Consider the following 22,071-nt stretch of genomic DNA (forward strand, 5'->3'; position numbering starts at 1 on the left):
CCATGGATAAAGTTGACCGCATTCTTGCGCAGTGGCGCCGTGAAAGACCCGACCTTGATGTCACCCAAATGGGCGTCATTGGCCGTATAGGACGACTGCGCAGCCATCTGAGTGCTGCACATGAACGTGTTTTCAAAAAATACGATCTGTCGCTGGCAAGTTTTGACGTACTGGCGACCTTGCGCCGGTCCGGACCGCCCTATGCGCTGAGCCCATCAGAGCTGATTGACTGGACCATGGTGACATCGGGCACCATGACCAACCGTCTTGACCGGCTCGAAAAGGCCGGGCTGATCACCCGCCAGCGTAATCCGGAAGACGGGCGTGGTTTTGTCATCGCCCTGACGGATAAGGGGTTTGAGCTGATTGATGCTGCCGTTACCGAGCATGTCGCCAACCAGCATCAGATGCTCGAAGCACTGAGCGCGGAGGAACTCGAACAGCTTGATGGTCTGCTGCGCAAATGGCTGGCGGCAATGAATTCCGCCGAGAATTCAGAAGACAGCTAGGTCAGTCATAAACGATCCCTGGGCTTAAAAGCTCAAAACCTGCGATTTCAAACTCATACATGCCCGATCCGTCCGCCTTTTCGGCGCGGGCGATCAGCTTGCCATCCGCATTGCGAAAGACTGCGTGTGCGGTATGCAGGGCGCGGTAACAGTGGCTGCCGTCTGGATAAAGGTATTTGATCATCATGCTTCCTTGCAAAAGGACATCATGATCAAGACGCCCTGACAGCCTGTTGTCAGGAGCCGTGCAAAACGCGCGACAAATCAGAACCTGACACGTGGATATGTGCTGGTTGATCTTGCCGGTATGTCTTGGAAAAATGCTTTTTGTGTCAGTGGCAGAGAGGAGGGGATTCTGCGCCAAATGATAAAATTTGGCTAAAATACTATTATTACAAGCATAATTTATGTACTTGGTTCTTAAACGTGGTACCGTAACGTGGTACCAAACATGAGTTTAGGGGCTAGAATGCATATTCAGAAGCGGCGTCAAAAATACTACCTTGTCCATTCTCTCCCCAAGGATGTGCAGTCGCATTTCAATAAAACGAAACTCATTCAATCGCTTCGCACAGCCGATTTGGCAGTGGCAGAGCTCAGAGCTGCTGTCATTAAGCCAAAGTGGCGGGCGGCAATTGAGGAAGCTCGTTCCAGTGCCGGCCGGGGTGAGGTGGGGAGCGCCCGTGCTTTTTGGGAGCAGCAGCTTGCGGATGCGACTTCCTCGGCAGAGAGGGCATTTCTCGAGGCTGCGATTGCGGGAGAGGCGACCAGAGGGAATGTGGGGTACTGGCGGTCGCAGTTGGCGGTTGCTGAGACAGAATACGACCGCAAGGAAGTTGAGGTCATTATTGCTGATGAAGCAGAAATTCGATCTCAGGTCGAGCAGTTGTCAGATGGGCAGCTAGAAGGTCAGCTGACCACATCAGCCCGCAATTGGTTCGACCAAGCTACGGGGCGTTCAGTTCCATTGCGAGAGCATTTGGAAGATTACAGAAGTTCTCTCCAAGTTGCGCCAAAATCGGTTTCGATGATCATCAAGGAAGTATCAGATTTCTCGTCAGCTCACCCGCTGAGTTCGCAGGTAACTCGTAAGGCTCTGCAAGAGTGGATTGATTCCCTAAAGTTGGGAGGTAGCGCTCCAAAAACAATCAGGCGAAAGTTTAGTGCTGTTAGGGGGTTCTGGAAGTGGCTCCAGCTTACAGAAATTATCCCTGATGATTTGGACCCGTTCAAAAGGGTTTTGCTGCCAAAGGATGAAGTCTTGAAGCCTCGCCGAGCGTGGAAGCCGGAGCAGGTTGTAGGGTTGCATGAAGCCGCAAAAAGGGATGGTGACCAGCTGCTCGCAGACCTTATTGCAATCGGAGCTTATACGGGGATGCGGAGAGAGGAAATCTGCAGCTTGCGCGCTGACGACTGCAACGAAGAACGCTTTGTAATTCAGAAGGGTAAAACCCGAAATGCTGCACGTGTTGTCCCCGTGCATGAAGACTTGAGGCCTGTTGTTCGCCGACTGCTTAAGGCAAATGACGCAGAAGGCTATTTGATGCCCGGGCTTCCAAAAACCAAGTACGGTGTGCGCTCAAATGCGATAGGGCATGCATTCAGCAGGTTGAAGACAAGGCTTGGCTTCGGGGCTGGGCAAGACTTTCACAGTATGCGTCACACTTTCAATACGATGATGGAGGACGCTGGTGTTCCTGAGTTTCACACTGCGAAGCTCGTCGGGCACAGTTCCAAGCTTGGGCTAACTTATGGGCTTTACGGGCACGGAGCGCAGTTGAAAACGCTTATCCAGGCGATCAGTAAAGTCAGGTATCCGGGGCTTAAGCCCTGATTTTAATTGGGCCAATATGCTAAACGGCAGCGTCTTGAAATGGGTTCTCAGGCATCTTAATTTGATGGTGGGGCAGGTGATGACCATGCTTGAGAGGCCATATGGACGTTGCCGAAGAGGGTATACCGCTGAGTGAAATAGTCGCTCACGATTACGAGGCCGTGAACTTCTACTGCCGTACTTGTCATCGACACGTGAGCGCCACTCCGGCGGAGCTTTTAGCTCTTTCTTCACCCGAGACCGGAATCTGGACCTTAGTTCGCCGCATGAAGTGTAAATCTTGCGGTGAAAAGGATTTTACTGTCCGGCTGGGTTACCCACGAAACTGTCAGGGTATTGGGAGGTCTCAAATCGATCCCCCTCCTGTCAGAGCTTCAAATTTAAAGCCCGACACCTGACGAGGAGGGGGTCGACAAGGAGATGCTGGTATGGGCATACCAGAGTCTCAATGTTGATCTGATTTCCAATTAAAGTCAAATAAAAAAAGAAATTTATATCAGTTTAACTTGGTGTTTTCAGGACGCGTCCTTGAATTGCTATCGGTAATTATTTTCGTTTTAATAGATTAAATATCTGGATTGTTAGTTTATACTATATTATATATTTAAATGTCGGACACCAAAGGCTTGTGCGCCTAAGCTGGTTATTTGGTTGTTCGGCTCCGATCAGGAGAAAGTAGAGCAACAGTCCCGCCTGCATCCTTTTTCAAAAAGGGGGTCAGCCTTGTTGTGAATTTCTATTGTTAAGGAGCCCGACATGACTTCAAAGAACCATTTCAAATACAGAGACGATGACATTCTGCGTTTCTTCGATGCGGCTCGTCAGATCGGAATGTCTGTGTCTGAATTCTCTGAGCTAATTGATTCTGGATCAATTCCGACCACCGGACGCCATTGCTCAAAAACAAACCTCCCGATGTTTAGGATTGGGGATTTGAGGGTGTGGGAGAGCAAGCAGCGGAGCGCTGCAGACCGCATTTTTCGTAGGTCAGAGAGATATAGCGCTATCACATCTGAAACCGGCATGCAGCGCGATTGGGCGCTATCCGCATCAACCCTCCTTGCGGAGTGCTGAGCATGACTGATCATGATGAAAATTCAGGCGCCAAAATCTACACATTCACAGACGCATGGAAGAAGCAGAGCGAGCAGATCGCAGCTTATGATCTTAGCCGCCGCAGGGTGGTTGCCTGCAATGAGTCTTTGTTGCTGCCTTTTGAGATACCGGGTTTTCTCGGTGTTAGCCCGAACGAGGCGCGCCAAGTGGTAAAGGATGCGCACCCCTATTTGACGGTAGAGCATTTGTATTACTTCAAGGCTTGCCAAGTGTTGGAGCTGCACCGCAGGTGGATGGAGCAGAATGAAAGCACTATTGCGAGAAAAATTGTGCCCATCTTTGAAGGTGCGGAAGAGGAGCAGAGCCATGAGTGAGCGGATATTTGATGTAACCGTACCCTCGCGCACTGTCCCGGAATCTGTCGACGCTCAGGAGGTGGGGCGGAAGCTCAGCCATGCTTCTCTTTATGCGCTTCACCGAGCGCTAGCTCGAGTTGCGCAACAATCTCAACGAAAGAACCCAGAATGCAAATGACGCCAAATCCCAATTATCCAACTCACAGAGTGCTTGATGTAGCGGAAATCGAGCCCGAGTATGTTGGCGAGCGTGCCGCAGCTGGCTTTCTTGGTGTAACGGCCGAGTATCTTAGGCAGTTACGTGCTCGCAAAATGGGGCCCGTGTATTCAAAGCCCAATGCAGGAAGCAACGCAAAGGTGCTCTATGCACTTGCTGACCTTCGGGCATGGGTGGAGGCCGGTCGAGTTCCACCAAAGCAGACGTAACTCGGTTGCGCTTGCTGCGTACAAAAGCCCGCCAGATTTTGGCGGGCTTTATTTGTTTGGTGTGGGTATGAGTATTCAGGGTGTTAATGCGGGCCTTCGACGCGGATCAAAAGCGTTAAGGTCACGTTTGATCAGCCAAGCAGCAACATCGGGTATTACCTTGTGCGCCTCGTCGCTAGCAATCCCGAGTTTATTGGGGGGAAGCCTGTAGGAGATGAAGCGCCTGCTGGATTCATAGCGTTTGAAGGTGTCCGTGTCGTCCAGGATGGCGATATACGCGTGCTGAGGGTGTGGGGATCGCATGTCATTACACATTCGGCCTTTGGTCGGGTTGTAAAGCTTTGACTGGGCGCCTCGGCCTTCTATTAGGGTTAGCGTTGACGTCTTTCGCATGAACGCTCTTTGCTGCCGCGCATAGACGTTCTTTGTGGGGGCGGAACGCGTCGAAAGCAACTGTGTGGGCCTAGCAGGGGTGCTCTCGCCTCCGAAGGCTTGGAGCAGCGGCCCGAACAGAATCTTTCCTTCTTCATGGCTTGCGGCAAGTGCTAGTCCCCAGCTAGGGCGTTCGGACTTTTGTAGGACATTGGCCATCCAATCCAAAAACACTTCTCTGGTGGTTGGGCATTCGATGCGTGACTCTAGATAACCAAGCCAAGGAATGATGTTGAACTCTGTCACAGCATTTGAGCGCTGCTTTGCTTTGTTAATTCCGGGAGGTGTGCACCAAAGGTTGACGCATAGCCGTTTGTTCACTGTGACAAATCTAGCTTTGCCCGGCAGAAAAACGGCATCAGAAACGATCCGTCTATGAGCTGTATCGTTAAAGTAGCTATGTGCGTTGTCGGGCCAATTGATTTGGTCTCTCGCAAGAAGCTTCCCCGAAGACATCTCGAGAAACTTCTTTTCTGTTCCAATCCAAACAAGGTTGCTGAAATCTTGCGGCAGTAAGTGGTCTGCCGGGAACGGTTTGCACTCTTCAATGTTGTCATGGAGTGAAATTTCAAGCATGGCTTTGTTCTCCGTCTTCAGGCTGCCCGTGTGGTTGGGCGCAACGCTCTGTAAAGTAGCGTCGTGCGTCTATTACAGGGGTGTCCTCAGGTGAAGGGCACGGCCATTCAGCTTCATGGTTGACCGAGCCACTAGATGCCGGCCGATGTGTGGCTTGACGGTGCATGATAAAATGGAGCTTTGACTGGTTTGCCTTTAGGTGTCCTGTTGCCCGGGCTGCTTCGGCCTCGTTGTCAGGGATCTGTATTGGCTTTCCTGCTTGGTTCGGCTCAGTGCTCTCCAGATGTGTAGCGCGTGATGGCTGGAAGATTGCGCTCGGGCAATCTTCTTCTTGTGCAAGGTAAGCCGCTTTGAGGTCAGAGGCGCTGAGAGGTTCATAACTATCCTTGTTGCGCAGCAGCCAAACGCGCGACCGCCTCGCACCTCCTGCGTCTGTCATGTCAATGCGGGTTTCTAGCTTCTCAGCGCCGTTGTCCTTTAGGAACCGACCGGCGGCGTGCATTGAAGGGGCTTTTCGGCCGAACTTTTGAGCAAGGAAGTTCTCAACATCTTTTGAAAGCACAATGTCGTTGTTAAATGGGCGCTCTTCCTGCTCTATCGCGTCAGCGATTGCTCGCTCCCAGTCTTCCAGCCCAGCGTTCGTAATCTCGGCCTTTGCAGCGGTATCAGGAGCATTTCCAGTAGCGGAAAAGGCGCCCAGATTTCGATCCATCAGCCATGCGCCGATCTTGGCGATTGCGCCGGGCTGTTGGTACCAGGCGACCAGCTTTTCAAAGTAGTCTTGTGCGAAGGCTGATTTCGAAATTTCCGACCAGAGCGCAAAAAAGCGGCGATCATCTGGTTCGATAGGTAGACCATCTTGGCGATTGGACATTGCAATGAATGCCGCCCGGTTGTCCCTTGAGTTCTCGCCATCCTTTCCTTTGCGAACGATGCGGATATGGTCGCTGGTGATCAGTGTTTTAAGGGTATCTATTCTGTCCTTTGAAATGCTGTTGATTTCCTCAAGGAGGATCACTCGTGCTTTGTCAGCCCAGCCTGTGAAGTTGCTACACAGTTCGTTGTTGGAAACCCGCGTCACGTAGTCAAACTGCCCTTCGCCTTCTCCGTGAAGACGAAGGAAAGGCTCAAACAGCATGTCTTTTCCGATGCCCTGTTTGCCGCCGAGAAATACACCCCAGTTCGGGCGGGTGGCAGGGTGCTGAATGCACCATGCCAGCCAATTAAACAGAAGTTCACGTTCGCGGTTGTCCGGTACGATTTTTTCGCAGTGATCAAGCCAAGGCTTGATATCAGCGTTGGTGACAAGGCCTCTATTCTGTTCTGCTTCGACAGTGATTGGCAGTTTGTGCCACAGATTGATGTGGCGCTCACCGCCAACAATTGGAAAATGACCTTCACCGATACGGAAAGCATAGTCGGCAGCGCGCCTTGCGCCGGGTTCTAGGTGGTAGGCCTGAAGCGGGTTCTTTGGCGACCGTATACCTGCAATGTAGCCAAATCGACTGGCGAAGGCTTTATCCTGAAGTTCGCGTCTTTCAGAAACGCAGTAGAACCGGCAAGTTTCTTCAACAAAGATGTAGTCATCGAAGTGCTTGGGGATATTGCCAGAGGCATCCGGCGGGATGGAGGGTGTCCAAGTATCGTCATCATCATCATCGCCCGCAGCAGGAAGGGTTCCGATAGGGGTAAACCCTACCGCCGCGCCGTATCCGCCCCAGCCCTTAGCCGCAGCGGCCCGGTAAACATGTTCGGCGCCGACCTTGAACGGCGGGTGAACGCTGTCCCACTTAGCCCGTGCTACGGCGGCGTCATTCCCGGGGTACTCAAGGCACCATGCTTCATAGATATCATAGCCCTGCGGGTCATTACCGATAGCCGCTTTAACGGCAGCGGTCATGGTGATCCATTCGTCATAGGAAAGATCGTTGCCGAGAGCGTCCAGGGCTTCCTTGATCTTGTCTACGTCACCCTCAAGGTTTGACTGATTTGCAGTCAATGCTTTGGAGGTAGCACTATTCCGGGTTTCTGACATGAGTGTGCAGCTCATGTTTTCCAGCATTTGTTTTGCTGCTGAGATGAACTGATCAACCTTTTGGGTGTCAACAGGGTCGAGGCCTCCGGGGCCGATCTCCGCAAGTGTTTTATTGTTTTCCCACTGATAGGGATTTTGGCTCTTCGGGTGTGTTCCGTGAATTACATACTGCTGGCCCTGACCAAGCACCTCGATTGCGTGTTTGGTGCCGTTCGGCGCTTCAAAGTCGATGCGGCGTTTTCTGATAGGTGATGATGTTTTATCCAGCCGATAGGGAAGTAGTCGTTTGGGTGCGCGACCGACCCGCTCCGGTGCTTCTCCTAGGATTTGATGAGCTAGGGTTTTTATTGCGTCGGAGATTGTTGCGTCTCTGACATCGATATCGATCGCCGGAAAGCTTCGTGCTTGCAGGCCGATACCGCAATTTTGCTCTCGTTCTAGCTGCTTCCAATATTCGATATGGCTATCGTTCGCACAGATATCCTGCCATTTCGGAAAACCGGACCATTCCGAGCCGTTGGCTAGTCCGGGAACTTTGCCGCGATTAGCATCCGATACTTTTGATTTCTTCGACAAACTCGCGTCGACTGGAATGATGGGAAGTAGTTCAGTCTTGAATTCGTCGTACTTGGAAAGCCCAGCAAAATAGCCCTTGAAGTCTTCTGGCGCGTGTCCCATAATAAATTTCCAATTACTAGAATACTAAGGCCCGGATCGGCTCCCAACCGACCGGGCTTTTGTTTTCCCGGATTTATGGGCCTTAGTATGTGTTTGAGCGTATTCTGGTCTTTCCCCACGAATTGGGTGATTTCCCAATTCATTACCCAAGTTGCTATATGATATTATATTGAGAGAAATATACTGTAAATAGATACAGTATTGTGTTGTGTTAATACCAAGGGACTATTCGTCCCTTTTGTTTTATTCTTATCATGAATACTGTATTGGGGACGCGTCCTGTATTTGTGAGTATAGATATTCAGCCAATAATTGCGTGAAGTTTACATATTCATATTATGATTTCTGGGTGCCAAAGGTTGAGCATTTCGAGGGAATTTTTTTTTGCACTGTACCGGGTTTTTGCCTGTGAGAGCGCTCAGCTCGTGTGCGGGGGCCCGCAATTGGAGGCCGTCCCACTTGTCAGTTTTGGCGTCCCACTTTCCGGATTGCCGAATAAGTGGGACGGAATTGCAATCGTGGTAGTCCCACTTCATTTTGCCACATCCCACTTATGACCCACTTCTTAGAGTAAAGTGGGAAGCGCAATATTTGTTTATTTTTCAGATAGATAGTAAGTGAGTATCCCACTTTCCCACTTTGTATATAAAATAGGATAAAGAACTACGTTTTGGGTCAGTCACTTGCCTAAATACTGCCCAATAAGGCTCATGGGCTAATGAGCCCTATGTATTTTGGCTGGATTTTGACGGAAGTGGGAAAGTGGGAAAGCGGGGCTAGGGTAAGAATTAACCCCGGCAGAGACCATGCCCATGACGCCTAGCGGTCAGTGCTGCCGGGGTGAATGTGTTTAGCGCTTAAGGATGTCGATCAGATCATCTTTGTCTAGCAGCTCGCCTTGTCTCAAATCTTGCTTTTCTTTTGTGCGTTCGACCACCTGTCTATGGCGGTGGAGCGATGGACTGTGCGAATTGCAAGACCTGCCTGCAAATTCATCAAACCGTTTTAAGTCCTGTATCATTACAAGGGCAGCCGAGAAGTGCTCTGTTTCATTGTTCCCATCAAAGCCCTGGAATTCTGGTTCAGAGCCAATGGCATCACGAACGGTAGCTTTGTCTGCGTCATCGAGATGTTTATAGCTAGCTTCTATGTGCCTCCATGCAGACAGTATTGAGGCGGTTTCATAGACGTAGTCTGGTGTAGGGAAGTCCTCGTCCGACACCATGCCGGAAAGTTCCCAAGAAAACGCCCACTCTGCGTTGTTGAAAAGTGCCTTGTGCACAAAGTCCGCGTCTATTTCGCCAGATTTTACCGTCGCTTTATGGATATCGGCAAGGAGACCGAGCATTACCTTTTCTGCGCCGCTCATAGGCATGAGTAATTCCTCCAGTAAGAGAGCATTATTATCTTTCAACAATCTAAGGTAATCACAGTGTGACTGCTGGGTCGATGCCTAAATGCCAAAGTACTGATGTATGATGCGGTTGAGTTGTGGAGGCGCCGGCTTTTCAAAGGTACTTCCGAGCGCCCCCCCTGCTGTACGGGTGGCGCTGCAGCGCGGGCTTTCGCTATAGGTAGAGATTGTTATCCTTAACAAATTCAACTGGATGTGTCGCTGTTGCCGATCCAGCCTTCTCCACAGCAAGGCCTTAACTTCATCGACTTGACAGCTAGCTTAACAGCCGATTAGCAAACGTGTAGATGCATGTAGTGCAACAACTGAAAGTAAATGCTAATGTTCATTCAGTGTTCAACGCAGCTGCTAGGTGGCCGATGGCGAGAGAAATAATACATACAACAGGCAAGCTTAATGATTCTCAGATAGTTAAATTAATGAAAGCACTTGCTGATTCTTTTGAAGACTCAGAAGTTACGTATAATTACGGTGAATTAGAGTTGACGGAGGATCAGGCTAATAGCCATTTCTCGAGATCAAAAGGCTATATCATCAGTCAGTGCTACATGCATACGCCGGGGAATGAGTTTCGAGTATGGTTCAAGCGCGGTGTCTCTGCTCGAAATCAACAAGGGCAGTACGACCATAATCAGCGAGCTCCGTCTCCTTATTATGACGAAGTAATCGTGCTTCCGGGTATGAAGCAAGCTGCTCCGAGCCCTGAGCAGATCAAGGGCCTTGAAGGCCTAATCTCAGCCCACATAATCGAGCGTCAACCTAGGGGCGACGAAAAAGGTGCCGAAACGGCGGTCGATGTTCTTGAGGCCGAGCTGGCCCGTGTGGCGTCAATCCATACTCAAATGCTTGAGGATGCTGCAAAGCTTCGCCATCAGACCGAACAGGATCGCATCGCGCAACTCAAAGAAGTTTCGGACGCGGCGAAAAAGCTGCAAGACGAACACCAGGCTCATGTCGATGCGGAAACCGAAAGGTTGGAAAAGCTCGAGCAGAAGGTTGAAGAAGACCGAAAGTCTCTGGATGACCGGAAACACATGCATGCTCGAAGAGCGCTGAGGGAACACATCAATTCTGACCTACAGCATCGTATGCGCGATTCACTAATTCCGCCCGCCTTGAAGCTCGAAAGCAGTGCTATCATTTTACTATCGCTCATTGGGGTATTTTTCTCTTGTTACATCGCTGTCCAGAGCTTCGAAGGCTTCCAAGGGGTGTTGACCGCTGCAGCAGCCGAAAAGGCGGGGATCACCAGCGTTGGATACCTGATGGGGGCTGAGTTCATCCGGGGTGTTTTAGCGTCATTGGGTGCCGTTGGGTTGTTGCTTTACACAATTAGTTGGATGCGTCGAACATACCTCGATCAGGTTAAGCAAAGGCAGGAGCTACAAAAGTATCTCCTCGATACAAACCGTGCCAGCTGGGCCATTGAGACGATCCTAGAGGTTACCGAGGTTGAAGGGCGTCAGCTACCTGATCCATGGGTTGAAGGCGTTTGCCATGGCCTGTTTCAAACAAGTGAACAAGAAAATGCTGAGATCACTCCTATGGAGGCGTGGACAGCGTTGCTAAGTGGCTCAGCCAAAGTTCAGCACGGGCCAGATGGCACAATGCTTGAAATGTCAGGGAAAGACGCAAAGAAAATGGCGAAGAAGCAGGAAGCAAAATAGTTTTACAGGATGTGTCCTGTATAGAAGGAATTAAATCCTATATTTTCCTTGTTTGTTCTTTGTCGGGGTTGCAGGTTGTAGTATAATCGGCTCTGCTCGCGGATGGCGGCGACCGTTTGAGCTCACCTGTATATCTCGACAAGGAAATGCCATGAGTATCTTCAATAAGATCAAGGCGCGTTTCGGCGGTGACGTCGAACTTGCAGAACGTACTTACCGTAACGCGGGCCAAGACGCGCTAGCGGAGCTTGCTCGTAAGGGAGTGAACCCGAAAGCCGCTCAGGTGCCTACTCTTCCAGCGCAGGCATCACCCTCTTCGTCCGCGTCCGGTGAACTCAATGCTATCGGATCAGCTGCGGCTGATAAATCGGGCTGGGGTGTGGCGTTCAGCAAATCTGGTGGTTCTGATCAGAAAATGAGCCCCTATCAAAGCGGGGCTTCGCAGCGAAACACTGGTCGGTCCCGCTTTCCCGACGGTTCCTATCTTCCAGAGCGCCTTAAAAGCCTGAGCGCGAACTTTGAACAAGTGGAAACTGAGGCCGATGGTTTGGCCACCCGGTTTGAAGAAGCGCGAAAGGCTGTTTCCGAAGCCGAAAGACGGTTGGACCGATCCAGAGATGAATTTTATCGATCTGGTGTTAAGGAGAACGGCGCCTTGGCAAAGATCGAAGCCGAAATTGTCCACCTCAAAGCTAAACGCAATAGCATCGCTGCAGAGCGAAAAAACGTTCTGGCACGCCTAGCCCCAGCACGTGACCTTCATCAACGGGCGCTAGCCTTTGCCAAAGCCAACGGCATTGAAGTGGAGGGCTGAAAACAATGAACGCACTTACCAAAAACATCAGCGAACTTCACCACATTGTCCGCGAGGCCGAGCAGCAGCTTGCCTGTATGCGTGAGAGCCTTGGTGATCTGGTAGTAGAACGTGAGAAAGTCTCAGCATCTCCCATGCCGAAGGCTGACGCAGCGAAGATGATTCGTCAGCAAGTCGAGGGGCTCGCAGAAACCTTCGGCCAGAGCATCGTTGTCCGGACTCCTCAGGACCTTACTTCCGTTAAGCTAGATGTAGCCGAAAAAGGAACAGCAAACCCTTTAGGGCTGCAAGCTTGGCAAAACCCAGAGCAGCTTGTCGCTAACCTCATAGCTTCGTATGAGCGGACTGTCACCGGGCAGGTCCGTTATTCTGAAGCTGACAAAGCGACTGAACTTGCAAGAATTGACGATGCAATTTTCAAGCTTGAAGTCTCCGAAGAGCAGGCCGTTCGCGCATTGGAAATCGCGGGAAGGTCTGTGATACGTCGCCCCGATGTGGCCCCCGATGTGGTGCTTGCATCTGACGAAGCTCTTGGTCGCGCATTGGCCGAGAGTGAATGATCCTTGCCGGGGTGGGTGAGCCTGCCCCGTCTCAAGCTAAGGGGTGCAAACTTTGGTTGAACGTAGCGCGAATATTGTCATCTCAGCTGTAGATCGGTTGACCAAGCCTGTTACTAAGATGCAGGGTCGCCTGGACAAGCTGACCGCACCGGCCAAGCGGGCTAGCCGCGCAGTAGGCGAGCTTGGGCGGGTGTCAGGTGTGAACCGCCTAACGCGGCAAATGCGAAATCTCGGCGGGGCAGTAGGTAATGTAACCAGTAGGGTGTCCGGTCTTACTGCTGGGATCGCTGGATTGACCGGCGTAGGTATCATGGCTGGTACAGGTATGCTGGCGCGAGGAGTTATCGATACAGCCAGCGCCTTCGAGAAGTATCAGACCACTCTCACGACGATTACCGGATCGGCCGATAAAGCCAAGGCATCTATGGCTTGGATTACGGATTTTACGACCCGCACGCCTTACCAACTCGACCAAGTCACCGATAGTTTTGTGAAGCTCCGTGCTTACGGAATTGATCCTACTGACGGAACACTATCAGTGCTCGGTGATGCCTCTAGTGCGCTGGGAAAAGACCTGAACGCAGCTGTCGAGATGCTTGCGGATGCCCAGACTGGTGAGTTCGAACGCCTCAAAGAGTTCAACATCCGGGGGACGACTGACGGCGACATGGCGAACTTCAATTTCACCGACCGAAACGGCGTTCAACGGACCTTCTCTGCGATCAAGGGAAATGCCGCTGATACCCGCGCTGCAATTCTAAACGCCTTTAAGGCAATGGGTTTTGAGGGAGGTATGAAAAACCAGATGAAGACGTGGGGTGGTATGGTTTCCAACCTTGCTGACATCTGGACTAACTTCCAGAAGCGCATCGCCGATGCAGGTGTGTTTGATTTCGCCAAAAGCAAGCTTCAGTCGCTGCTTAATACCATTAACAAGATGGCCGCTGATGGTCGGCTGAGCGAATGGGCGCAGCGGATTTCTGACGGCATGATTGCTGTTTTCAGCAAGATTGAGAGCTTCTTCGATAATATTGATTGGCAGGGGGCGTGGGATGGACTGCAAAGCTTTGTCGCAGGGGTGCAGTCCTTCGTTCAGAAGATCGGAGGATGGGAAAATGCGCTGATTGGCTTTGTTGCTATCATGAATGCGGGGTTGATAGCTTCCATCATTCAGCTTGGCGTTCAGGTTGCCGCTTTGGTGCCGACGATAGCAGCAGTTTTCTCGTCTCTTGGTGCGATCATGGCGGCTAACCCCATTATAGCGGCTATCGCCGCCATCGGTGCCGCAGTTTATGTCCTTTACGATAATTGGGAGAATATAGTCTCCTACTTCACAGCAAAGTTCGATGCTATCAGATCGGCTTTCTCAGACGGTTTATTGTCAGGCATCGTGTCTGTACTCCAAGCGTTTAATCCCGTGGCAATCCTATCTGACGCGTTTTATGGACTCGTTGAGTGGGCGACCGGTGTAGACCTGCGCACTATAGGTGCGAGCTGGATTGATAGCTTGGGAGCAGGCATCAAAGATGCGTGGGCAAGTTTGACGTCTTGGATTTCAGAAGCGTTTACCGGCCTTGTTGATTGGTTGCCAGACTGGGCTCGTGAAAAGCTTGGTATCTCAGGCCCTGATGGAATGTTGGGTGCTCAGTCTACTGTGTCGCGCCCAGCCAGGATTGGTGCTTCCGCAGCAGTTGCCAGTTCAATGCTTGCTGCTCCGGCGATGGCTGCGATGCCGAGTGAAGCAACCCCGCTAAGTCCGACAGCGTCTTCCGATACCATGTCTAAGGCGTTCATGGGACGAGGTTCCGGGGCGAAGGTCGAAATCCACATGCCTGTCACTTTCAACGGTCCTGTTAGCAAAGAAGACGGGCAAGCTGTCGCCCGCGAAATAGAGCTCGCCGTAGAGCGTGCTCTTGAGCTCAGGCGTGACGCTGAAAAGGACGCGGCTGACGCTGCCCTTTACGATTAGGGCGAGTTCTCTCTACTGCCGCGTTGCGGGGAGCTCCCTTAGCTGCGGTTCATTGCAGGCAAAATAAAGGTGCCCGGATGGCAAAGCGTAATCGAATGACCCGAGCGCAACGTGAGGCAAACGCGCGAAAGGCAATCGTTGCAGCGGCGAGCGGCAACTACCCGACGGAAGAACGTTTGCAAAAGGGCTGCATCCAAATGGTTGAGGTGGAAGACCCTGTGGACGAAAACCGAACTACCTATTCGCGCCGAGAGCTCGATGCATGCCCGTTGGATGCCTATTTTCGGCGCGGTAAGATTTCAGAGCGCCAGCATCTCGCAGGAACTAAGCTTTATAGTTTGTGGCGTCGGGTTGTCTGCGGGCGCAAAATAACCATGAACTGGGCTGAACGTGTCCAGGGTGGCCCGTCGGCGGTGTTTGGTGGCGATGGTGCCGGCCAATTGTGGAGAATGCTGGTTGAGTCTGGGCTTGCGTCCCAAGTTAAAGCTGATCAGGTGGTGTTCAGTCTTTCGGGTGGGGAGCAATGCGAGCCTTTGCGCGGGCCTGTGGTGCTGAACCCTATTGGGCGAGTTGCAATCGAAGTGTGCGGCCAGCAAGAGTGGGCAGGTGGGACGCGGAATATATCCAAGCTGCAAGAGGCGCTCGACAGAGTTGCCGATGTGCTTGAGGGGGCTGGCAACAGGGGAGTTTATCGAGCCAGCGTTTATCGTGCGGCTGATGCTGTGCCTGTGTCGCGTTGGTAAGTTGCTAGCGTGATACTGATACGTGGTTCTGGAACGTGGTACCAAGCCATTTTGGCTTTCCCAAAAATTCCAATAATATCAATGTCTTACGATGGGATTTAGTCAGTGGCAGAGAGGAGGGGATTCGAACCCCTGAGGGGCTTACACCCCAACACGCTTTCCAGGCGTGCGCCTTAAACCACTCGGCCACCTCTCCACATGCGATCTTTGATATATCGCGAAAGCGGGCGGACATTAGCCGAGACGCCCGCGCTTGACAAGGCCCAATCAGCCTCTTTTTTCACTTTGCGCAAATCCCACTGATTTGCCTGTAAAATGGCCTGTGTTTCTGACATTTAATCGCCGCAAACCCTTGGTAAACGGGGCGTTGTCGGCATCTTTACTTCTTGTTGATGTCTGATCCGTAAGGTTTGGTGTCAGGTGTTTGCAACTCATGGGTAATGTTTTGTTATACAAATGCATCCCTTTACCCTTTATCTGCAAACCATTAGGCTTGTTGTTGTTTTTCTAATATACCGACCCTGACAGGTCGCTTGGAGCGGATAATGTGGTTTTTCCGGGCGTTGGGATGGTTACTGCTTTTTGCCAGCATTGCTGTGCTGGTCGATGATTCCATTACCGCGCTTCAAACAGGAAGTTTTCGTCTGGTCGCCGCCGGCGAGCTCTGGTATCGCCTTGATACCGGCAGCCTGAACCTGTTGCAATCCGTGATCCAGCGCTACATTTCCGTTTGGGCATGGGACACCATCTTTGTGCCGATCCTGCTGGCACCGGCCCTGGTCGTCTTGTTTGTGCCGTCCGCCATCCTTCTTCTGCTGACCCGCAAGCGCAAGCGTCAGCGCATTTTCTGATCTCCCGTTCGCCAGAGCTCTTCACTTAACTGTTGTCCGGTTTAGTCCTTTGTCGCCTTGTCTGCACGCGGTGCAGGCGGCACACTGCCAGCAATCAACATGGCAGCAGGCAGGAACCGGGATGAAGGCGTGGATTTGCAACGCATTTGGCGAAGTACCGCAATGGGTGGATGCTCCGGACCCGGTCGTCCAACCCGGTCAGGTCCTGATTGATGTTGCCGCCTGCGGAGTCAATTTCGCCGATACCCTGATCCTGCAGGGCAAATATCAAAAACGTCCCGAGGGCCCCTTTTCCCCCGGCTTTGAAGTCAGCGGCACGGTTCGCGCAGTTGGCAATGGTGTCAGTCATGTCAAACCCGGTGATGCCGTCATGGCCATGCCCGATTGGGGCGGTTACGCCGAACAGGTCGTGGCCGACGGTAGCCTTGTAATGCCGCTTCCGAATGGTGTCGATTTCAAAAGCGCGGCAGCCTTTCAGATCGCCTATGGCACAAGCTGGTTTGCGTTGAAGTATCGCGCCGATGTCAAGCCGGGCGAGGTCGTTCTGGTGCATGGGGCGGCTGGCGGGGTTGGCCTGACCGCGGTCGAATGTGCCAAGCTTTTGGGCGCAACCGTCATTGCCACGGCCGGTGGGGAGGATAAATGCCAGATCGCGCGCGACCATGGTGCGGATCATGTCATTGATTATAAATCGGAAAACATCCGCGACCGGGTGCGCGAAATCACCGCAAGCCTTGGGCAGCCAAAGGGCGTCGATGTTGTTTATGATCCAGTTGGCGGTGATGTCTTTGATCAAAGCCTGCGCTGCGTTGCGCCCGGTGCGCGCATGCTTTTGATCGGCTTTGCCAGCGGCACCGTGCCGCAAATCCCGGCCAATATCCTGCTGGTCAAGAATGTCACCGCAATCGGCTTTTATTTTGGCGCCTATCTCGAACAAAATCCCGATATTGCGCAAGCGGGCATGGCAGAGCTTTTGGAGCGCCTGAAATCCGGGGCGATCCGGCCGATGATCTCCGCGGTTTATCGTCTTGAAGATGCAATGGATGCCCTGACGGCCATTCGCGAACGCACGGCGACCGGCAAGCTTGTGATTGATTGCCGCCCAAACAGGTAAATAGGCGGATTTCAATACGCACATTGCTGGTATAGGATGAGCTCGTCCCAACCACTTCTCTGCCGGAAATCGCCGAATGCCCGACGACAAAAACAGGCCCGATCACGTCCAGTCTTCTGCAAAGACCCGTGATCAGTATGAAACCTATCCCTATCCGGCCCGCAATCCCGAGGATGAGGACAAGCGCCTGATCACCGGATCACCGGGCAACTGGGACGAGGTCGTGCATTTTGTCTTTGGCGGGCGCGATCCATCGGCGCAGACCAAAAGTGGCAAAATCAAAATCCTTGTCGCGGGTGGTGGCACCGGCGATGCGCTGGTGATGCTGGCCCAGCAGGCCCGTGACCGCAAGGCCAAGGCCGAGATCGTCTATATCGATCTGTCCGAAAGCTCGCGCGCCATTGCCGAGGCGCGTATCAAGCGCCGCAGTCTGGAAAAGAACGTCACCTTCGTCACCGGATCCTTTGTCGATCTGGCATCTGAGTACGGCCCGTTTGACTATATTGATTGTTGTGGGGTGCTTCATCACCTGCCTGATCCCGATGCCGGGCTCAAGGCACTTGCCGATGCACTGAAACCCAATGGCGGTATGGGCCTGATGGTCTATGGCGAGTTGGGCCGCCAAGGCGTCTATCACATGCAGGAAATGATGGAACGTCTCAATGCCGAGGCCGGCGGGGCCAAGCGCCTGAATTTCGGCAAGGCGCTGTTTAACTCACTGCCCGGGACCAACTGGCTCAAACGCAACCCGTTTGTCGGGGATCACATCCATGGCGGCGATGCCGGGTTCTATGACCTGTTGTTGCATCAACAGGACCGCGCCTATCGCGTCGACGAGGTGTTTGATTTTGTCGAGGCCGCCGGCCTTAGGCTGCAAAACTTTATCGAACCAATGCGCTATGATCCGACCACCTATTGTTCGCGCCATGATGTACTTGATAAGGCGATGCACGTGCCGTTTCGCGAACGCGCGGCCCTGGCCGAACTGATGGCGGGCAACATCACCAAGCATATCTTTTATGTCGTCAAGGCCAAGAACAAGGTCAAACCACCGGTCCCGTCGCCGGAGCTGATCCCGACTTTTACCCGGATCGAGGGGGCGACACTCGCCCGATCCGTCGCCAAGACCGGCAATATCAAGATCACCTTTACCGGCCTTTCAGTGACCCGCACCATGCCCTCGGCATCGCCTGCGATCCTGTCGCGGATTGATGGCAAACGATCGATCGGTGAAATCTACGAACTTTTTGATCCCAAGCCGGAAAAGTTCGAATTCAATGCCCAGTTTGCTGTGATGTATTCGGTACTCAATGCCGCAAACCTGATGTATCTGCGCCACCCCGAAAAGAAATAGCCCAAAGCAAAAAAAATGTCGGTCACAGGGGGTGTGACCGACATTTAAATACGCACTTTCCAGCGGGGGGAGCTGGAATTGCGCTCAGGGATCTTGGGTGCAACGCCTTATTTAAGGCTGATGCCTTTCCACGCGTCCATCAGGGCTTCAATCAGAACCTGAAGCGGGAAGGTAATTGCGCTGTGAAGCGGCGATACATTGTTCTGCATGACAGAATACTCAGTTGGTGCGCTGTTGCGCGGGTTAAGCTTTCCAGAACGGCTTGGCGGCTTCGCGTTTTGCGTCATAGACGGTCCAGCCGATATCGCGCAGCATGTGTGCGTCCATGTCGGCCAGCTTCTGGCGCAGGTCGTGGCGTTTAAGCCAAGTGCGCGCCAAGTCCAGAAGGCTGGTGGCAGTGTGGTTACGGCGGGTGGCGACAAATGCGCCTGCTTCTTTGGTGATAGCAACCATGATTCTAATCCTCTTTAAATCAGGCCTGCTCTCAGCGATTCAGCGGCCCGCGCATCCACGATGCGTTTGTACTAATCTCGTTAAACCCAGAGTTACCCGAAAAAATACTTGCGCTCAAACCACCTTTTGTCATCATTGCATGAGTTTTCATCATGCAAAGTCACTGTCATGAAACGCCGTCCATTGCCGCTAAATGCGCTCCGTGCCTTCGAAGTGGCCGGTCGTCTCGAAAGTTTCACCAAAGCGTCACATGAGCTTAACGTGACCCAAGGGGCGGTCAGTCGGCAGGTGCAGCATCTTGAAGAAGTTCTGGGTCGCCAGCTGTTTGAACGCCACCACAGAAGCCTGCGGTTGACGCGTGCCGGTCGCAATCTTCTTGAAGCGCTTACGCCAGCTTTTGATGCCATCGAAGACGCGGTGGCCAAGGTCGAAGACCGTGCTGATGACACCCACCTTTCTGTTTCGGCACCGCTGACATTTTCCATGCGCTGGATCGTGCCGCGGCTGGGGCGGTTTCAGATGGAATATCCCGATTTTCAGGTCCAGTTGGGCACCTATAACGATGATCTGGCATCGGTTGACTTCAACGAGGTCGATATCGCCATCCGCTTTGCCGATCATGGCAACGAACAGCTGGTGCATGAATTTCTGACCGGTGAGCGGCTATTGCCGGTCTGTCATCCCGATCTGGCCAAGCAACTCAAAACCCCCGAAGACCTGGCGGGTGTGACACTTCTGCACTGCTCCGCCCAACGCGAAGACTGGCGCATCTGGCTTGAAGGAACCGGTATCAAGGGGGTGGACGGCACCAAGGGGCCGGTTTTTGCCACCCTTGATATGGCGATGGAGGCCGCGGCAAGTGGCTTTGGTGTTGTGGTGTCCGATCCAGCCATGATCGGTGAATATGTTGTGACCAATCGCCTGACCGTGCCGTTTGATCTGCCGGTTGACAGTCCTTATGCCTATTCGCTGTGTTATCCGCGCGGGCGTCTGGAACGGCGCAAGGTCAAGGCGTTCCGTGACTGGTTGATGTCCGAGATCAAGCTTGAAACTGCGCGGCGAAAACTGACGCAAAAAGATGCGCGATAAACCAAACTCACGTGATGGTGCCTTGAAATTGAACGATTTAACGGTGACTATCAGGTGGTTCTAGTGTGGCATCATTCACAGACAACGCGGGCAGGGGGCATCGCGAAGTGACCGTCGATTGCGCCGCATGGATTAAGTCCACATAATAGAACAGTGATCAGCTTGCATCAGGGAAAGACGACAATCACATGATTTCGTATGCAGCCAGCATGACAATGCCGGGCAGGAAGCGGCGCGGGGGCGCCATGACATCCATCCTTTTTGCCAGTGCACTGACCCTGCTTTCGGTCGCACTGCCTTCACATAACGCAATTGCCCAAGGTGCTGACAAGCCGGTGATGAACCCGGCTCCGACGGTGGCTGTTGACGAGACCGATCTGGCACCGCTGACCACCCGCTCACACGGTATTTCGCTGTATGGCGATCTTAAATACGGTCCGGATTTCCACCATTTTGATTATGTGAACCCCGATGCGCCGAAGGGCGGCACGCTGGTGCAATCCTCCATCGTTGCCTTTGATACCCTTAATCCCTTTACGCTCAAGGGCAATCCGGCTGCGGGCCTTGGTTTGATCTATGACAGCCTGATGGTTTCCAGCGCGGACGAGCCATACGCCATGTATGGCCTTATTGCCCATTCGATCGAGGTGCCGGACGACCGATCCTATGCCATCTTCCATCTTGATCCGCGTGCGCGTTTCCAGGACGGCAGCGACATCACCGCCGAAGACGTGGTGTTTTCCTATGAGGTGCTGGTCGAAAAGGGAAGTCCCGTCTACCGCCAGTATTTTTCCCAGATCGAAGGGGCCGAGGTGATTGACGAACTGACCGTCAAATTCACCTTCAAGCCGGGCAACAATCGCGAAACACCGATGACTGTGGCGGGCATTTCGATCATGCCGAAAAAGTTCTGGGAAGGTAAGGACTTCGCCAAAACCACCTTTGAAATCCCGGTTGGCAGCGGGGCCTATAAGGTTGCCAGCATCGAAGCCGGCCGACGCATCACCTATGAACGGGTCAAGGATTACTGGGCCGCCGACCTTCCGGTCAATCGCGGGCAGAACAATTTCAATACCATCCGCTATGACACCTATCTTGATATGGAAGTGCAGCGTCAGGCATTTCTGGCTGGTGAATACATGATCCGGTCCGAGCATTCATCACGTGATTGGAACACGGCCTATAACACGCCTGCGGTCCAGCGTGGTGACATCCAGAAGGAATTCATGCCTGATCATTTGCCAACAGGCATGCAGGCCTATGTTCTGAACGCGCGCAATCCGCTGTTTGCCGACAAGCGCGTGCGCCGCGCGCTGCAATACGGGCTCGATTTCCAGTGGCTTAATCGTGCAATGTTCTATGGGGCCTATCACCGCACCGACAGTTTCTTTGCCAACTCCGAACTGGCGGCGACAGGTATTCCGACCGGTGCTGAACTGGCACTGCTTGAACCCTATCGCGATCAATTGCCCGAAAGGTTGTTCACCGAACCCTATAAGTTGCCAAACTTTGATGCCCCGAACGGCCGCCGTGAGGCCCTGCGTGAATCCATGACGCTTCTGAACGAAGCGGGTTGGGAAGTACGCGACAAGGTTCTGGTCAACAAGGAAACCGGGCAGCCCTTCCGGTTCGAGCTGATCATTCGCCAGCCGGGGCTTGAAAAGATCGCGCTGGTGGTCAAATCGCGCCTCAAACAGCTTGGCGTGGAGATGGATATTCGCCTGATTGATACCGGCCAGTGGGTCAATCGTATTCAGGCCTTTGATTTCGAAGTTACCACCCATTGGTGGACGCAATCCCTGACGCCGGGCAACGAACAGCGCGTGTTCTGGAGCTCCGAGGCCGCTGATCAACCCGGTTCTCGTAACTTTGCCGGCATCAAGGATCCGGTGGTCGATGCGATGATCGAAAATGTTGCATCTGCCGACAGCTGGGAAGAACTGGTGGCTGCGACCCGCGCACTGGATCGCGTGCTTCTGTGGGGGAATTACGTCATTCCGCAATGGTATCTGGGTGGGGACCGCATGGTCTGGTGGAACATCTTTGGTCGCCCGGACACGGTGCCGCTTAAGGGAATGTCGATAATGCGTTGGTGGATTGACCCGGAAAAGGCCACCAAACTGCAGATGGGGGGATTCTAG

The 22,071-nt window shown here is 52.8% G+C and carries 18 protein-coding genes and 1 tRNA gene; 13 read left to right on the forward strand and 6 right to left on the reverse strand.

The features are described 5' to 3' along the window. Positions 1-2: 2 nt before the first annotated feature. The gene (locus tag WBY09_RS02915) at positions 3-509 is read left to right on the forward strand and encodes a MarR family winged helix-turn-helix transcriptional regulator (protein ID WP_210515481.1); all 507 of its coding nucleotides are present in this window, start codon (positions 3-5) and stop codon (positions 507-509) included. 1 nt (position 510) lies between these two features. Here WBY09_RS02915 and WBY09_RS02920 read toward each other — a convergent pair whose 3' ends face one another. Then, a complete protein-coding gene (locus WBY09_RS02920) occupies positions 511-693 on the reverse strand; it encodes a hypothetical protein (protein ID WP_197147742.1) in 183 nt (60 codons plus the stop codon). A 285-nt stretch (positions 694-978) separates the two neighbouring features. Here WBY09_RS02920 and WBY09_RS02925 point away from each other — a divergent pair, with 285 nt between their 5' ends. Both WBY09_RS02925 and WBY09_RS02930 read left to right on the forward strand, forming a co-directional pair. Next, positions 979-2,343, forward strand: a complete 1,365-nt coding sequence (locus tag WBY09_RS02925) for a tyrosine-type recombinase/integrase (protein WP_336231915.1) — start codon at positions 979-981, stop codon at positions 2,341-2,343. A gap of 1,076 nt (positions 2,344-3,419) precedes the next feature. Further along, the gene (locus WBY09_RS02930; protein ID WP_336231916.1) at positions 3,420-3,773 is read left to right on the forward strand and encodes a hypothetical protein; all 354 of its coding nucleotides are present in this window, start codon (positions 3,420-3,422) and stop codon (positions 3,771-3,773) included. A 483-nt stretch (positions 3,774-4,256) separates the two neighbouring features. On the opposite strand, the gene WBY09_RS02935 is transcribed toward WBY09_RS02930, so the two are convergent. From WBY09_RS02935 to WBY09_RS02945, 3 genes are all read right to left on the reverse strand, one after another. Beyond that, complete coding sequence (locus WBY09_RS02935; protein ID WP_336231917.1) at positions 4,257-5,189, reverse strand: hypothetical protein; 933 nt, start codon at positions 5,187-5,189, stop codon at positions 4,257-4,259. Next, on the reverse strand, positions 5,182-7,902 hold the full coding sequence (locus WBY09_RS02940; protein ID WP_336231918.1) for a DUF5906 domain-containing protein: 2,721 nt from the start codon (positions 7,900-7,902) through the stop codon (positions 5,182-5,184). Before WBY09_RS02940 ends, WBY09_RS02935 begins: the two co-directional genes overlap by 8 nt. Positions 7,903-8,752: 850 nt before the next feature. Then, complete coding sequence (locus tag WBY09_RS02945; protein WP_336231919.1) at positions 8,753-9,271, reverse strand: YfbU family protein; 519 nt, start codon at positions 9,269-9,271, stop codon at positions 8,753-8,755. A gap of 341 nt (positions 9,272-9,612) precedes the next feature. Between WBY09_RS02945 and WBY09_RS02950 the strand changes: the two genes are divergently transcribed. From WBY09_RS02950 to WBY09_RS02970, 5 genes are all read left to right on the forward strand, one after another. Then, entirely contained in the window at positions 9,613-10,983 is a 1,371-nt protein-coding gene (locus WBY09_RS02950; RefSeq protein ID WP_336231920.1) for a hypothetical protein, read from the forward strand. A gap of 151 nt (positions 10,984-11,134) precedes the next feature. Next, positions 11,135-11,797: a hypothetical protein gene (locus WBY09_RS02955; protein WP_336231921.1), complete on the forward strand. Its 663-nt coding sequence runs from the start codon at positions 11,135-11,137 to the stop codon at positions 11,795-11,797. 5 nt (positions 11,798-11,802) lie between these two features. Next, entirely contained in the window at positions 11,803-12,357 is a 555-nt protein-coding gene (locus WBY09_RS02960) for a hypothetical protein (RefSeq protein ID WP_336231922.1), read from the forward strand. Between the two features lie 292 nt (positions 12,358-12,649). Continuing rightward, positions 12,650-14,326 carry a tape measure protein gene (locus WBY09_RS02965; RefSeq protein ID WP_336231923.1) on the forward strand — a complete coding sequence of 559 codons (1,677 nt, stop codon included), beginning with the start codon at positions 12,650-12,652 and terminating at the stop codon, positions 14,324-14,326. A gap of 77 nt (positions 14,327-14,403) precedes the next feature. Next, a complete protein-coding gene (locus WBY09_RS02970; protein ID WP_336231924.1) occupies positions 14,404-15,069 on the forward strand; it encodes a hypothetical protein in 666 nt (221 codons plus the stop codon). A 106-nt stretch (positions 15,070-15,175) separates the two neighbouring features. Here WBY09_RS02970 and WBY09_RS02975 read toward each other — a convergent pair. Then, a tRNA-Ser gene (locus WBY09_RS02975) sits at positions 15,176-15,265 on the reverse strand. 349 nt (positions 15,266-15,614) lie between these two features. Here WBY09_RS02975 and WBY09_RS02980 point away from each other — a divergent pair. The 3 genes from WBY09_RS02980 (at position 15,615) to WBY09_RS02990 (ending at position 18,388) form a co-directional block, all read left to right on the forward strand. Beyond that, on the forward strand, positions 15,615-15,920 hold the full coding sequence (locus tag WBY09_RS02980; RefSeq protein WP_008888520.1) for a hypothetical protein: 306 nt from the start codon (positions 15,615-15,617) through the stop codon (positions 15,918-15,920). A gap of 121 nt (positions 15,921-16,041) precedes the next feature. Then, the gene (locus WBY09_RS02985) at positions 16,042-17,034 is read left to right on the forward strand and encodes an NADPH:quinone oxidoreductase family protein (RefSeq protein WP_336231925.1); all 993 of its coding nucleotides are present in this window, start codon (positions 16,042-16,044) and stop codon (positions 17,032-17,034) included. A 76-nt stretch (positions 17,035-17,110) separates the two neighbouring features. Further along, positions 17,111-18,388, forward strand: coding sequence for a class I SAM-dependent methyltransferase (locus WBY09_RS02990; protein ID WP_336231926.1), 1,278 nt, complete (start codon positions 17,111-17,113; stop codon positions 18,386-18,388). Positions 18,389-18,631: 243 nt separating this feature from the next. Here WBY09_RS02990 and WBY09_RS02995 read toward each other — a convergent pair whose 3' ends face one another. Continuing rightward, entirely contained in the window at positions 18,632-18,841 is a 210-nt protein-coding gene (locus WBY09_RS02995) for a DUF1127 domain-containing protein (RefSeq protein ID WP_008888517.1), read from the reverse strand. A gap of 168 nt (positions 18,842-19,009) precedes the next feature. Here WBY09_RS02995 and WBY09_RS03000 point away from each other — a divergent pair, with 168 nt between their 5' ends. Beyond that, on the forward strand, positions 19,010-19,930 hold the full coding sequence (locus tag WBY09_RS03000) for a LysR substrate-binding domain-containing protein (protein ID WP_008888516.1): 921 nt from the start codon (positions 19,010-19,012) through the stop codon (positions 19,928-19,930). 245 nt (positions 19,931-20,175) lie between these two features. Then, on the forward strand, positions 20,176-22,071 hold the full coding sequence (locus tag WBY09_RS03005; RefSeq protein ID WP_336231927.1) for an extracellular solute-binding protein: 1,896 nt from the start codon (positions 20,176-20,178) through the stop codon (positions 22,069-22,071).

Source organism: Thalassospira sp. CH_XMU1458 (assembly GCF_037027205.1).
Lineage (GTDB): Bacteria > Pseudomonadota > Alphaproteobacteria > Rhodospirillales > Thalassospiraceae > Thalassospira > Thalassospira tepidiphila.